We start from the raw sequence: 16,196 nt of genomic DNA, 5'->3' as shown, positions 1-16,196 counted from the left end.
TAATAGTTTATTATATTATTATACATTATTTCGTCTAAAAATGGAGTTTTTTAGATTAACATAAATTTTTATATAAGCATAAAAAAGAGCTAATCTCTACATAGAGATAGCTCTTTTTTATTATATGCTCTCTTCTGTTATTTCAATTGCTTTTTGAATTATATAGTTCAATCTTTCATAATCTTTTTTCATATGAAGATATCCTATTAAAGCTTCAAATCCAGTAGCATTTTTATAGTCTATAATATCCGCATTTTTAGGTGTAGTATGAGACTTTTGATTACGTCCTCTTTTATATATTCTGTGTTCTTCTTCAGTCAATGATTCCTCAATAGTAAGAATCACATTTGCTTGAGCCTTAGCTTTTACATATTTTATAGCTGTCTTATGCAAATCATTAACTTTCTTATTTACATTTCTATTTATAAGATACTCCCTTATATGTGATTCATATACAGTATCTCCTAAATAAGCAAGAACCAGTGGTGATACCGTAGCTAAGTTTACATTTTCCATTATTACACCCTTTTCCATTTAGTTCCTTGTCTTGTATCTTCTAAAACAATTCCCATTTCTAATAACTTATTTCTTATTTCATCTGCTAATGCAAAATCTTTATTTTTCTTTGCATCAACCCTATCTTGTATTAACTTTTCTATATCAGCATCTAAAACTTCTTCTTGTTTTTATTAACTATATTTAAAACATTAGTTAATTCCTCAAATTCAGTTAAGCACATCTTAGCAAACTCTATTGATGACTCTTCATTTACATTAGTGTTTATAAATCTAGCTAATTCAAATATAACACTTATAGCATCAGCTGTGTTTATATCATCATCCATAGCAACTATGAATTTTTCTCTAAATAAATTTAATTCTTCACTTAAACTTTTTTCGTCTTCTTTTATATCTGTTACTTTTAGATTACTTAATGTAAATTCTAATTTTTCTTTTGTATTATATAATCTTTCTAATCCAGCTCTTGACTGAGATAACATTTCATCACTAAAGTTTACTGGATTTCTATAATGAGCTGATAGCATAAAGAATCTTACAACTTCTAAATCATACTTATCTGCTATATCTCTTACTGTAAAGAAGTTACCTTTAGACTTACTCATTTTTTCATTATTTATATTTATATAACCATTGTGTATCCAGTAGTTAGAGAAAGTCTTTCCACTTCTAGCTTCACTTTGAGCTATTTCATTTTCATGGTGTGGGAATGCTAAATCTTGCCCTCCAGCATGTATGTCAATAGTATCTCCTAAGTATCTCTTAGACATAACAGAGCACTCTATATGCCAACCTGGTCTACCTACACTCCATGGACTTTCCCATCCTGGCTCTCCTTCTTTTCTAGGCTTCCATAATACGAAATCCATAGGATGTCTTTTTTGAGAGTTTACTTCTATTCTTGCTCCTGCTTCTAGGTCTTCTTGATTTTGTTTAGATAATTTTCCATATCCTTCAAATTTTTGAGTATCAAAATAAACTTCTCCATTTACTGCATAAGCATATCCTTTTTCTTCTAATTCTTTTATAAATTCTATTATTTCATTGATATTCTCAGTAACTCTTGGATGAACAGTAGCTCTTTTTATTCCTAATCCATCTGCATCTTTAAAATATTCATCTATGTACTTGTCAGCAACTTGCTCCGGAGCTATTCCCTCTTCATTACTTCTTTTTATTATTTTATCATCTACATCAGTAAAGTTTTGAATATATTTTACATCATAACCTCTATATTCTAAATATCTTCTAAATGTATCAAATATTATAAAGGGTCTAGCATTTCCTATATGGAAGAAGTTGTAAACTGTAGGTCCACAAACATACATCTTTACCTTTCCTTCTTCGATTGGTACAAATTCTTCTTTTGTCCTAGTTAACGTATTGTATAACTTCATAATATTCACCTCACCATTGTTTAATTTATAAATCTAACTATATAATCTATTATAATTTATATTCGCCCGAATTAATAGTACTACTATTATACCCTCGGGCTTTTATAAACAAACTATTTAGTTTTAATTAGATCATTTTTTTCTAAAAATTCTATTTTATTAGATACACAATTTAAATATATATCATCATTAATGATTTTCTTATTTTTCATTTTACTAACTATGTCTATGTAGTCTTTACAAAGTTGATCTAGTTCCTCCTTTATTTCGTTAATATCTATACTCATACAATCCTCCTAAAAATATACATTGTTTTAATAATAAACTATTTAAAATATATTTAGTTTAACTGTGCAAAATCCCTTTATTTTTAGGTTGTAATCTTTCTTCAAAAAACTACATAAAAAAATCTCACCTAATAAAAGGTGAGATTTTTTACTATAATTTTTACTATAATAAATTCTCTTTTACATATTTTATTCTATTTAAACATGTTTGTTTACCTATAACAGCAGCTGCTTTTGGTAAATCTGGACCATGCATTTGTCCAGTTAATACTATTCTAGTTCCCATGAATAAATTTTTACCTTTTATTGCATGTTCTTTTTGTATTTCTTTAAACATCGCCTTAAATAACTCTTCACTTATTTCGTCTGCAGCATTAATTTTTTCCTCTAATGCATTTATTAATGTTGGCATATGCTCTAATTTTAAGAATTCTTGACATTCTTCTGTTTCTAACTCTACTTTGTCTCCAAAGAATATATTTACGTGATCTGTTACTTCTTTTACATATTGTAATTTTTCTTTAACAACAGAAACCATAGCTTTTACAAATTCATATCTATTTTTAGCATCTTCTTCTGTTATGTATCCAGCTTCTATTAAGAAAGGTATTGCTAAATCAGTTATATATTCATCTGAAGCATCTTTTATATAATGTTGGTTAACCCAATTTAATTTATCTGTATCAAATACTCCTCCACTCTTAGAAACTCTTTCAACAGAGAAGTGTTCTTCTAATTCTTTCATAGTAAATAATTCTTGATTATCTTCTGGAGACCAACCAACTAAAGCAACATAGTTTACTAATCCTTCTGGTAAGTATCCTTTTCTCTTGAAGTCTTCTACAGCAACATCTCCATGTCTTTTACTTAATTTTTTCTTTTCTTTATTAAGTATATTTGGAAGATGCACAAATGTAGGAGCTTCCCAACCAAATGCTTCATATAAATATACATGCTTTGGAGTAGATGATATCCATTCTTCTCCTCTTATAACATGTGTTATTTTCATCATATGGTCATCTACAACAACTGCGAAATGGTATGTTGGGAATCCATCAGTTTTTATAAGTACTTGATCATCTAATTCATCAGTGTTAAATTCAGTTTCTCCTCTTACTAGATCAGTAAACTTTATAACATGATTTTCAGGTAATTTTAATCTTATTACATGTTCTTCACCAGCTGCTAATTTAGCTTCTACTTCTTCTTTTGATAAATTTCTACAATGGCCATCATACTTTGGAGTTTCTCCAGCTTCTTTTTGTTGTTCTCTAACTTCATCTAATCTTTCTTTTGAACAGAAACAATAGTATGCTTTTCCACTATCTAATAATTCTTGTATATAACCTTTATATATGTCTAATCTTTCAGATTGTATATATGGTCCGTATGGGCCAACTTGAGTTACATTTTTATTTTCATCTAACATAACTCCTTCTGTATGGTTAACTCCTGCCCATGACATTGCTTCTAACATATTTTCTATTGCACCATCAACAATTCTAGTTCTATCAGTATCTTCAACTCTTAATATGTATTCTCCACCCATTCTTTTTGCAAATAGATAATTGTATAATGCAGTTCTTAAACTACCTATATGAACAAATCCTGTTGGACTTGGAGCAAATCTTACTCTTACATTCATAATTTTACCTCCTAAAATAATCTTAATATCTATTATAATACCAAACTTAATCAGTATTTATAATAAAAACTTTATATTACTATTACTATAGTTACCCTATTTTTTAAATTTTCCACCTGTGGATAATTGTATTTTTATACAAAATTAAATAGTATATATATCCACATTTTATTCAAAATGTTAATAACTTCGTGGATTATATATACTATTTTAATTTAAACTATCCTAACTTAACTTCATGTTTAGCAAATTCAGCTTTTATTTTATCATTTATTTCGTCTAAAGATATTAACTCTTTTTCTGCTTCGTCTCTTAATTTAAACTCAACTTTTCCATCAGTTATATCTTTACCTACTGTAATTCTCATAGGTATACCTATTAATTCAGAGTCTTTGAATTTTACCCCTACTCTTTCATCTCTATCATCTAATAATGCTTCTACTCCCATAGCTGTTAATTCATTGTATATCTTCTCAGCTGCTTCCATATGCTCAGCTTTCTTAATATTTACAGGAACTACAACTACATGATATGGAGCTATTGCTAAAGGCCATACTATGCCATTGTCATCATTATGTTGTTCTATAACTGCTGCTGCAGTTCTTTCAACACCTATCCCATAACATCCCATAACTATTGGTTTACTCTTACCATCTTTATCTATAAATTTAGCTCCCATAGTTTCTGAGTATTTTGTACCTAATTTGAATATATGACCAACTTCAACTCCTCTAGCTATTTCAAGTGGCGCTCCACAACATGTACATTTATCTCCTTCTTGTACATTTCTGAAATCTCCAACTACACCATCAAAATCTCTACTAAAGTTAGCATTTCTTATATGGTAATCAGTTGTATTTCCACCAACCCCTATGTTACTTTGCTCTGCTACTTCTTTATCTATAAATACATAATCTGCTTTCATTCCTATTGGTCCAGCAAATCCAACTTCAGCATTAGTTAATTCTTTTACTACTTCCTCTCTTGCTAAATCAAATTCTATAACTTCACCTATAGCGTTAGCAACTTTAACTTCATTAACGTCTCTATCTCCTCTTACTAAAACAACAACTGTCTTTCCATCTGCTTCATATATTAATGTTTTAGCAAATGTATCTGCTGTTGTATTAAAGAACTCACACAATTGTTCTATAGTAGTTACTCCTGGAGTATGAACTGGTTCTAATTCTCTCATTTCTTCTTTAGCTTTTAAATCATCTACTGAGTTAGCTTTTTCTATGTTTGCTGCATAATCACAACCAGTACAGAATACTATTTCATCTTCACCTACTGGAGATTTAACCATAAACTCCGCTGAAGTCGATCCTCCTATAGCTCCTGAATCAGCTTGAACTGGACTATTTTCTAATCCACATCTTCTAAATATTTCTGTATATGCATCATACATATCTTGATATGATTTATCTAATCCAGCTTCGTCAGTATCAAAGCTATATGCATCTTTCATAGTGAAAGACTTAGTTCTCATTACTCCGAATCTTGGTCTTCTTTCATCTCTATATTTAGTTTGAATTTGATATAAGTTTAAAGGTAATTGTTTATATGAAGTAATCTCTTGTCTTATTATATCTGTGAAAACTTCTTCATGAGTAGGTCCTAAGCAGTAATCTCTAGTATTTCTATCTTTTAATCTAAACATTTCTGCTCCCATTACATCCCATCTTCCAGACTCTTGCCATAATTCAGCTGGAATTAATGCAGAACATAATATTTCTTGACATCCCTTTTTATTTAATTCTTCTCTTATTATATTTTCTATTTTTTTAAAAACTCTTATTCCCATAGGTAATTGATTGTATACCCCTGATGACATTTTCTTTATCATACCAGCTCTCATCATTAACTGATGACTAGTTATCTCTGCATCTGCTGGAACCTCTCTTAAAGTAGGCATAAACATTCTTGACATTTTCATATTTTCTTCCTCCTATTGAATTTTTTATAATCAAAAAAACCCTTCATCTCAATATAGAGACGAAAGGTTATATTTCCGCGGTACCACTCTAGTTAATTGATAAGTAATTTTATCAATTCTCTTTATAGGATGTAACGGTCCTTCCCGTAAGAACTTTTTACCATTCTTAAGCTCTGAGACTGGTTCAAAGAATAATTTTTAGAAACTTTCACCAAGTGTTTCCTCTCTGTAAAAAATACTATCTTTTACTATTTCTCTTCTTAGCTTTTTAATTATAAATAATTGATTCTATTTTATAGTAATTAATATACCTTGTCAACGTATCTAATTGCATTTTAGTAAGCTTTTGTTATACCTACTATTATGTTCTTGGCGAACTTTTTGATACATTATTTATAATAATTTTATAGAATTTATTTCTAATTGTCAATGTTAATTAATAAACAAATACTTTGCGATGAAATTCCTTCTTTGTTCCCTGTGAAACCTAATCCTTCTTCTGTTGTTGCTTTAACATTTACATTGTTTATATCTGTATTTAAAACTCTTGCTATATTTTCTCTCATTTTTTGTATGTGTGGAGCCATTTTAGGGGCTTGTGCTATAATTGTCGCATCTAAGTTTCCAATAGCATATCCTTTTTCTTTTATTAAATTATATACATGCTCTAATAATTTCATGCTGTCTGCACCTTTATACTTTTCATCTGTATCAGGGAAGTGTTTACCTATATCCCCAAGTGCTAATGCGCCTAGTATAGAGTCCATTATTGCATGAAGTAAAACATCTGCATCTGAGTGCCCCAATAATCCTTTTTGGTGCTCTATTTCAACTCCACCTAGTATTAACTTTCTATTTTCAACTAGCTTATGAACATCATATCCCATTCCTACTCTCATTTTTTATCCTCCGAAATTATATATTTTTTAGAATTTGCTCTCCAAATTCCAAGTCTTCTTGTGTAGTTATTTTTATATTATTATATGACCCTTCTATCATTTAACATTATAACCTATTCTTTCTACTAACATTGCATCATCAGTTCCATAGTAATTGTTATTACATGCATCTTCGTATGCTTTTGTTATAATATCATATTTAAAAACCTGAGGAGTTTGTACCGCCCATAAATAACTTCTATTTGGAGTGTCTACAATATTTCCATTATCACTTACTACTTTTATCGTATCTTTTACCTTAACTCCAACAACTATAGCATTATACTCATTAGCTTCATCTATAGATCTTTTTATTATATCATCTGTCACAAAAGGTCTAGCACCATCATGTATTAGTACTACATCACATTCTTTTTTTAACATTTTTATTCCATTGAACACAGAATCTTGTCTTTCATTTCCTCCATGTGCTACTTTTATATTTGTAAATCCATATTTCTCTTTAATATTTTTATTAAAGTATTCTTCTTCATCTTTTCTTATAACAACAACTATATCATCTATATTTTCATTATTATAGAATTTGTCTATAGTGTGTGCTACAATTTCTTTATTATTTAGCTTTATAAATTGCTTATTTATATCTTTCTTCATCCTACTTCCAGTTCCTGCTGCTACTATTACAACACCATTCATAAACTCACCTCTTACAATATACGAATAAATAACTTAAATATATTTTACCATAGTAATAATTAAATTTTAATAAACTAGAAAATTCAATACACTTTATCAAAAAAAGCCTTCAGAACTTTTATCCTGAAGACTTTTAACTAATCAACTTTAGGTTTTCCAAATATCATTCTTCCTGCTGGTGTTTGTAATACCGATGTAACTAAAACACTTATAGTTTCTCCCATATGTTTCTTTCCACCATCTACTACAATCATAGTACCATCATCTAAATAGGCTATACCCTGATTAGATTCCTTACCTTCTTTAACAACTTGAACTATCATATGTTCACCAGGTATCGCTACTGGCTTAATTGCATTAGCTAATTCATTTATATTAAGAACTTCAACACCTTGAACTTGAGCTACCTTGTTTAAGTTGTAGTCATTTGTAACAACTTTACCCCCAAGTGTTTCAGCCAACTTTAATAATTTTGCATCAACTTCTGCTATATCATCAAAATCTCTGTTGCTTATTTCAACTTCAATATTTAATTCTTTTTGAATTATGTTAAGTATATCTAATCCTCTTCTCCCTCTAACTCTTTTTAAGTCATCTGAAGAGTCTGCTATATGTCTTAATTCATCTAGAACGAAAGTAGGAATTACAAGTTTACCTTCTATAAACCCAGTTTGGCATATTTCAGCAATTCTACCGTCTATAATAACACTAGTGTCTAAAACTTTAGGTGGTATACTTTTTTCTTCTTTTTTAGAGTTCTTGTCCTTATTTACAGATAACCTAGTTAACTTGTTTAAGTTAAAAATATCATCCTTACTCTTTAGTGCTATTCTACTACCTAAATAACCTAAAAATACATATGTAAATAAAGATAGTAAGCTTCCTATTACAGGTATCTTTAACATCAATATTAATTGACTTACAAGATAAGCTATAACAAAACCAACTATTAATCCTATTGTTCCTAATATTATATCTGTTTGAGGATATTTAGAAATTTCTCTATCCATAGCTTTTGCTATTTTCTTAGATTTGTTCATAATCCAAGGAGCTATTATAAAGAATACAAAACCTATTACTACTCCAATAACTATAGAAATTATAAATACATATAGCTCTGATCCTAACGAAATTTGAGGAAATTTTTGAACTAATGATATATACGTTGTCATACCTAACACGAATCCTACTAATGTAAGTATCGCTCTTATTATCTTAGATACCAAATTTTCACCCCCTATATTTTTTCCTTAATATTTTCTTATTATAATCAAACTATTAACTATATTCAAGCACAATATTGTTTCAAATTTGACATAATATATTATATATGTCTATCTATAAGTGATAATTCTTGCATTTTTATAAGTCCATTTTTTATATATTTTGCTCTTATTTCACCTATTCCCTCAACATCATCTAAATCTTCAATTGTTGCACATAGTATATCCTGAAAATCTTCAAAATAATTAACTAAATTCTCAATTATAGCACTAGGCAATCTATGTATTTTATTTAATATTCTATATCCTCTTGGTCTAATAGGCATATCCATACTTTCTGAAAAACCTGTATATCCTAACATTTTTGCTATATTTGCTAAATCAAGTAACTCTTCTGATGATAATGATATAATTTTTTTCTTAAATTCAGCTAAATTCATATCATTTCTTTTATAATCTTTTAGTATTTGGCTTTGATCTATTTTAGTTGTTCCCATTAGTTCCTCAACCTGCATACTCAAAAGTGTACCTTCCACACCTAATTCTACTATATACTTTTCAATTATATTTGTCACTCTCATAACCATTTCTATCTTTTGAACTACGAGTACAACATCATACAAAGTTACGAAGTCTTTAAATTCTAGTGCATTTAAACTTATTATAGCTTGGTCTAAAACAGACTTATATTTCTCTAAAGTTTGTAATGCTTGATTGGCCTTAGTAAATATCTTTGATATATCTTCTACTACATATTTCTTATCCCCTTGATATACAGTTATAACATTTCTTCTTTGAGATATAGCTATTACAATTCCTCCAGTTTGTTTTGCAACCCTTTCAGCAGTTCTGTGTCTTGTTCCAGTTTCAGATGTTTCAATTGAGTAATCTGGTATAAGTTGAGCATTTGCAAAGAGTATCTTCTTTATATCTGAACTTAAAACTATAGCTCCATCCATTTTAGCTAGCTCATATAAGTATGCTGGAGAATATTCTGCATTTATAGCAAATCCTCCATCAACAATGCTCATAACCTCATCGCTATCGGCAATTACAATAAGTCCTCCTGTTTTAGCCTTTAAAACATGGTCTATTCCCAATCTAAGGTCTGTACCAGGAGATATCATTTTTAGCGTTCTAATTGCTTTTTTTCCACTAAAAAATCATCCATTTTATCTATTTCCTCCTAATACCATATTTATAGCTTGTCTTACACTATCCACTGGACATATCTCTATCCCTTTTACACCTTTAACTGCCTCATAATTGCTCTTTGGAATAACGATTTTAGTGAAACCTAACTTCTTACATTCTGCGATTCTCTTTTCTATAAAACTCACCGCTCTTACTTCTCCTGTTAATCCAACTTCTCCTGTAATTGCTACATTTCCATCTATAGGTATATTTCTAAAACTAGAAGCTATTGCCATAACTATGCCGAGATCTATAGACGGCTCATTAATTTTTATTCCTCCAACAACATTTATATATATATCCTGATTTTGTATTTGCATACCAACTCTCTTTTCAAGCACAGCCATAAGTAACGATACTCTATTGTAATCTACCCCTGTAGCTGTCCTTTTAGGAATACCAAAACTAGTAGGTGATGCTAATGCTTGTAACTCTAAAAGCATTGGTCTGGTACCTTCTACCGTAGATATAATTATAGATCCTGCTACATCTTTAGGTTTTTCAGCTATAAGTATTTTAGATGGATTTTCTAGTTCAACTAAACCTACTTCTCTCATCTCAAATACACCTAATTCATTTGTAGACCCAAATCTATTTTTTACAGCTCTTATCAATCTATACGTATTGAATCGTTCTCCTTCAAAATATAATACAGTATCTACCATATGCTCTAACACCTTCGGACCTGCTAGTGCACCTTCTTTAGTTACATGTCCAACTACAAAGGTTGATATACCCATTTTTTAGAAATTTTCATAAATCTCGAAGTACCTTCCTTTATCTGGCTTACAGTACCTGGAGCAGATGTAATTTCAGGACTAAAAACAGTTTGTATTGAGTCTAATATAATTAAATCTGGATTTACACTTTCTAAATGAGCTTCTATTATACTTAAATTATTTTCAGCAAATATATATAAATTATCGGACTTTATTCCTAATCTTTGAGCCCTCATTTTTATTTGAGATGCAGATTCCTCTCCTGATATGTATAAAACTTTTTTACCGCTATTAGCAACGTTACTTGAAACTTGTATAAGTAATGTTGACTTACCAATACCTGGATCCCCTCCGACTAAAACTAATGATCCTTTAACTACTCCTCCACCTAAAACCCTATCTAACTCGTTTATACAAGTTGAAAATCTTTGCTCTTTTATAGTTTCTATAGAGTTTATATTTAAAGGTCTAGATGATGATTTATCTATAACAAAAACCTCTTTATTTGATTTGGAAGTTTTTTCTTCTATTTCTTCGACAAATGTATTCCATTTGCTACATTCTGGACATTTTCCTAGCCATTTGCTATTCTCATATCCACATTCTTGACACACATATTTAGTTTTTATTTTAGCCATTTATAAACTCACCCTTATGTAATTTTTTATATATTATTAATTTTATCATATATATCTATTAATATGTTAAATTTATAATATATAAAAAAATTCACTTAGTTTAATAAAATACATAGCTCGGAAATTACATTTATCCTTTATTTTGAATTAAATGTAATTTCCAATAAAAGAATCAATATTTAAACTAAGTTTTTTATATTTTTAATCATTTATTTTCAAATATAACTTTTTCTTCAACAACGTTAGCTATTATATTAGCTCCTTTTTTTATATCTCCACTCAATATCATATCTGCTAATACATCTTCTATTTCTTTTTGAATAGCTCTTTTTAAAGGTCTAGCTCCATATTCTAAATCTATTCCATATTTTGATATAAGGTTTAAAACATCATCGGAAATTTCTAAACTAATATTGAGTTGATTTAATCTGCTTATTAAATTACTAAGCATTATTTTAGAAATCTCATGTAAATTATCTATATTTAACTTATGGAAAACCACTATATCATCAATCCTATTTATAAATTCTGGCTTAAATCTATTCTTAACTTCTGATAAAATTTTTTCTTTCATAGCCTTATAATTTTCATCAATTACATTTTTATTTTCATAGGCTGAAAAACCTATTATTTGTTGTTTGTTTATACTTTTTGCACCTATGTTAGATGTCATAATTATTAGTGTATTCTTAAAATCTACAGTTCTTCCTTTAGAGTCTGTTAGTCTTCCTTCATCTAATACTTGAAGTAATATATTAAACACATCTTCATGTGCTTTCTCTATTTCATCAAATAAAACTAAAGTGTATGGATGTCTTCTTACAGATTCGGTCAATTGACCTCCATCATCATGACCTATATATCCAGGAGGAGATCCTATTAACTTTGAAACTGAATGTTTTTCCATATATTCTGACATGTCTATCCTAATAATTTGATTTTCATTTCCAAAATGAGCTTCTGCTAATGCTTTGCATAATTCTGTTTTCCCAACACCTGTAGGCCCTAAGAATAAGAATGATCCTATTGGTCTTTTGGGATCTTTTAATCCTGCTCTAGATCTTCTAACTGCTTTTGATACAGCATTTACAGCCTCCTCTTGCCCAATAACTCTTTGATGAAGTATAGATTCTAAGTTTAGTAATTTATCTCCTTCAGATTTAACTATTTTACTTATAGGTATTCCAGTCCATAAACCTATTACCTCTGTAACTATTTCACTATTAACTGTAGGTTTATTATTTTTTAATTTTAAATTCTTCATTCTGATTCTAGAAGCAGACTCATCAATTATATCAACTGCCTTATCTGGTAGATATCTATCTACAATATATCGACTTGATAAATCAACTGCTGCTTTTATTGCTTCTTCTGTTATTTTTACGCCATGGAAATTTTCGTATTTTTCTTTTAATCCTTTTAAAATTTTGATTGATTCCTCTTTAGTTGGCTCTTCAATTAAAATTGGTTGTAATCTTCGTTCTAGTCCAGTATCCTTTTCTATACTCTTTCTATATTCATCTATAGTTGTGGCCCCTATAACTTGTATATCTCCTCTTGATAATACTGGCTTTAGTATATTAGATGCATCCATAGAATTTTCTCCTGTTGCTCCTGCTCCTACTATAGTATGCATCTCATCTATAAATAATATAATGTCATCAGATTTGACAACTTCTTCTATTACTTTCTTTATTCTTTCTTCAAACTCACCTCTATACTTAGCACCTGCAAGCATTCCTCCTATATCTAAACTGTATATAAGCTTTCCTTGAAGTGAACTAGGTACTTTGTTGCTTTCTATATTAATTGCTAACCCTTCTACTATAGCAGTCTTTCCTACTCCAGGATCACCAATTAATATAGGATTATTTTTAGTCCTCCTACTTAAAATTTGAATAATTCTTTGCATTTCATCTTCCCTACCAATTAGTGGGTCTAGTTTAGCATTCTTTGCATATTCATTTAGATTAACTGCATATTTTTCAAGTGTAGGAATATTTAATTTTTCCTTTTCTTTCTTAGGTTCTTCCATCTTACTTTCATCTCTAAAAAGTATTATACTTGTTTCTGGTCTAGATACCTCTATTAAAGATTTAATTATGACTTGCTCAGTTATATTATTCATACTTAGAATTTTCACTGCTAAACTATCTGTTTCTTGTAAAATTGCTAACAAGATATGTTCAGTATCTATAAGAATACTATCAAACTGTTCTGCAAATATAGCTGAGTTATCTAATACATCTTTGCTTCTAGGACTTAAAAAAATATCATCTGTACTATCATTAATTCCTATTCCATATATATCTATAATTTTTTCACATATTATATTTTCATCCATCCCTAATTTTAATAAAACCTTAGAAGCTGTACCTTCTTTCTCTTTAATTAAACCAATCAATAAATGTTCTGTACCAACTACTCTATGACCAAACTCTTTTGCATATTCTATAGATATATCTATCGCTTTTTGAGCTACCTTCGAAAATTTGTCAAAGTACAATATAGTCCCTCCTCAATTTTAATATTAGATATATATATACTATATGCCCTAATAGTTTTTATTGTTTCAATAAATAAAGAAATCCTAGGAATTATATTCCTAGGATTTCTTTTTAATTAAATTTTTAGATTAATTACTATCAGAGTTAGATATTATTTTTTGTGCGATTTGTGCTGGAACTTCTTCATATTTATCAAGTTCCATTTCAAAATAACCTCTACCTTGTGTCATAGCTTTTAAATCTATAGCATACTTAAATGTTTCTGCCTGTGGAGCATTTGCATAAATAACTTGTTTCCCATTATTAGTAGGTTCCATACCTAATATTCTTCCTCGTTTTTTATTTATATCACCCATAACATCTCCCATATATTCATCTGGAACTACTATCGTTAATTTCATTATAGGTTCTAAGAGAACGGGTACTGCTTGCTCTACTCCCTTTTTAAAAGCTATATTAGCTGCTAATTTGAAAGCCATTTCTGAAGAATCTACATCATGATAAGATCCGTCATAAAGCGTTGCCTTTATATTAGTAACTGGATATCCAGCTAGTATTCCTTTTGACATAGATTCTCTTATTCCCTTCTCAACTGCAGGTATATATTGTTTAGGAACAGATCCTCCAAATATATCTTCTTCAAATTCAAAATCACTTTTAGAATACTCGAACCTGATTTTAACATCTCCATACTGTCCATGTCCTCCAGATTGTTTTTTATGCTTACCTTGAACATCTGCTTTTCCTTTTATAGTTTCTCTATAAGCAACTTTTAAATCTGTTAAATCTACATCTAATCCAAATTTTTCTTTCATTTTATTCTTAACTATATTTATATGAAGCTCGCCTTGGCCACCTATTAAAACTTGTTTAGTTTCTACATTCCTACTCCATGTAATTGTAGGATCTTCTTCTGATATTTTGCTTAAAACAGCGCTAATCTTATCTTCATCACCTTTATTTTTAGCTTGTAATGCAAAATATATTTGAGGCTTAGGGAAATTAAACTGTTCATCTATTTTATCATTTTTATTTATAGATATAACATCTCCTGTTTGCAAGGAATTTACCTTAGTCATAACAACTATATCCCCTGCATTAGCAGATTTCATTTCAGATAACTCATTATTGCTCATAGTATATATATTATAAATTTTTTCTTTTATGGACTTATTTACATTATATACTTCTACATCTTTTTTTATGTTTCCTTTTAAAATTTTAACATATGACATTTTTCCTATAAAAGGATCTACTATAGTCTTAAATATGCTTCCTTTTAACTCATCATTTTCATCTATGCACTTAGGTTGAATATAGCTAGATATAATGCCTAATATCTCCTCTGTACCTACATTATTTATTGTAGACCCACATATTACTGGTATTATATCTCCATTTTGAATACCTATAGTTATGCCTCTCTTAATATCTTCTTCTGCTAAATCTTCTCCACTAAAATATTTTTCTAATAACTCATCATCAGTTTCAGCTATTAATTCTAATAATCCTTCTCTTGTTCCTTCCACTTGCGTTTTAAATTCATGGCATAAATCTGAATTACTTTCAAATATATTATGTAGCTTAATAAATTCATCCCCACTATATATAGGCATATACATAGGAACTATTTTATTGCTATACTTATCTCTTAGTTGTTCAATTAAATCTTTATATCTGGATTTGTCATTATCAATTTTATTTATAAATATAAGTTTAGGTATAGATTCTCCTGCAAGTTCTAGTGCTTTTTCTGTTCCAACCTGAATGCTAGTAGTAGCATCTATAACAATAACAGCAGCATCACTAGCACTTATAGCTGATATAACATCTCCTGTAAAATCAGAATATCCAGGAGTATCTAGTAAATTTAATTTGTAATCTCTATATTCTATAGGAACTAAATTCATACTATATGTCATACTTATCTTATCTGTTAGTTTAGGCATTTTATTTGTAGTTTTAGAAGTATATGCCATTGCTTCAATTAAATTTGTTTTTCCACATCCACTATGGCCTAATATAGCTATACTTCTTATATTATTACTATCATATACCTTCATATCTAAGCACCTACCTCATATCATTTTAATAATTTATATGCAATTAATGTAAGGCTTTATGTGCAATTATTTTAAATATTAAACTATTAAAAGTAAAATGTATCTCGTTTAACGTGAAACATAAACTTAAAAGTATATTCTCTTATCTCTTTATATCATACCGTACGAGCGTAATTCTTATTTATTTTACACATCAAAAAGTTATTAAGGTTTAGTTTGCAACACCGAGGTCATTCAAAGTATTTTCTCTTATCATTTAATCCACTCTCGTATAAGCGCAATCCTTTTATATTTTACACAACAAAAAAGTGGTTGATATTTAGTTTGCAGCGAAGTGGTCATTTAAAGCATCTTCTCAGCTTTATGACGCAAGCGCAAACTAAATATCAACCACCACTTAAATCCACGTAAAATAAAAAAGATTACGCGGCTACGTCCTACTCTCCCAGGCAGCTTCCCACCAAGTACCATCGG

10 protein-coding genes, 2 pseudogenes and 1 other annotated feature are annotated in these 16,196 nt (G+C 29.2%); all 12 genes and pseudogenes read right to left on the bottom strand.

Features of this window, described 5'->3' with window-relative positions:
• Positions 1–120: 120 nt before the first annotated feature.
• Positions 121–534 (bottom strand): Mini-ribonuclease 3, encoded by a 414-nt coding sequence (locus LEQ07_RS11665; protein ID WP_025162206.1) that lies wholly within the window; start codon positions 532–534, stop codon positions 121–123.
• A pseudogene (gene cysS, locus LEQ07_RS11660) lies at positions 519–1,915 on the bottom strand (cysteine--tRNA ligase). Before cysS ends, LEQ07_RS11665 begins: the two are co-directional and overlap by 16 nt.
• 113 nt (positions 1,916–2,028) lie before the next feature.
• Positions 2,029–2,202 (bottom strand): hypothetical protein, encoded by a 174-nt coding sequence (locus LEQ07_RS11655; protein ID WP_161794395.1) that lies wholly within the window; start codon positions 2,200–2,202, stop codon positions 2,029–2,031.
• Between the two features lie 163 nt (positions 2,203–2,365).
• Positions 2,366–3,847, bottom strand: coding sequence for a glutamate--tRNA ligase (gltX, locus tag LEQ07_RS11650; protein WP_263330764.1), 1,482 nt, complete (start codon positions 3,845–3,847; stop codon positions 2,366–2,368).
• A gap of 220 nt (positions 3,848–4,067) precedes the next feature.
• Positions 4,068–5,783 (bottom strand): proline--tRNA ligase, encoded by a 1,716-nt coding sequence (locus tag LEQ07_RS11645; RefSeq protein WP_263330763.1) that lies wholly within the window; start codon positions 5,781–5,783, stop codon positions 4,068–4,070.
• Positions 5,784–5,835: 52 nt separating this feature from the next.
• Positions 5,836–6,054: a binding site (T-box leader), on the bottom strand.
• Between the two features lie 148 nt (positions 6,055–6,202).
• Positions 6,203–6,682 (bottom strand): 2-C-methyl-D-erythritol 2,4-cyclodiphosphate synthase, encoded by a 480-nt coding sequence (gene ispF, locus LEQ07_RS11640; protein WP_046823493.1) that lies wholly within the window; start codon positions 6,680–6,682, stop codon positions 6,203–6,205.
• A gap of 96 nt (positions 6,683–6,778) precedes the next feature.
• Positions 6,779–7,378 carry a 2-C-methyl-D-erythritol 4-phosphate cytidylyltransferase gene (ispD, locus tag LEQ07_RS11635; RefSeq protein ID WP_332843138.1) on the bottom strand — a complete coding sequence of 200 codons (600 nt, stop codon included), beginning with the start codon at positions 7,376–7,378 and terminating at the stop codon, positions 6,779–6,781.
• A 137-nt stretch (positions 7,379–7,515) separates the two neighbouring features.
• Positions 7,516–8,604: a PIN/TRAM domain-containing protein gene (locus tag LEQ07_RS11630; protein WP_046823491.1), complete on the bottom strand. Its 1,089-nt coding sequence runs from the start codon at positions 8,602–8,604 to the stop codon at positions 7,516–7,518.
• Positions 8,605–8,702: 98 nt separating this feature from the next.
• Positions 8,703–9,743: a DNA integrity scanning diadenylate cyclase DisA gene (disA, locus tag LEQ07_RS11625; RefSeq protein ID WP_263330817.1), complete on the bottom strand. Its 1,041-nt coding sequence runs from the start codon at positions 9,741–9,743 to the stop codon at positions 8,703–8,705.
• A gap of 30 nt (positions 9,744–9,773) precedes the next feature.
• Positions 9,774–11,152 (bottom strand): annotated as a pseudogene (radA, locus tag LEQ07_RS22600) (DNA repair protein RadA).
• Between the two features lie 205 nt (positions 11,153–11,357).
• Complete coding sequence (locus LEQ07_RS11615) at positions 11,358–13,658, bottom strand: ATP-dependent Clp protease ATP-binding subunit (protein ID WP_263330762.1); 2,301 nt, start codon at positions 13,656–13,658, stop codon at positions 11,358–11,360.
• Positions 13,659–13,787: 129 nt separating this feature from the next.
• A complete protein-coding gene (locus tag LEQ07_RS11610; RefSeq protein WP_263330761.1) occupies positions 13,788–15,722 on the bottom strand; it encodes an elongation factor G in 1,935 nt (644 codons plus the stop codon).
• Positions 15,723–16,196: the final 474 nt, after the last annotated feature.

The sequence above is a fragment of the Paraclostridium sp. AKS73 genome, from assembly GCF_025671395.1.
Lineage (GTDB): Bacteria > Bacillota > Clostridia > Peptostreptococcales > Peptostreptococcaceae > Paraclostridium > Paraclostridium benzoelyticum.
The sequence above is the reverse complement of the archived record's forward strand: the minus strand, read 5'-3'. Positions and strand labels throughout refer to the sequence as shown.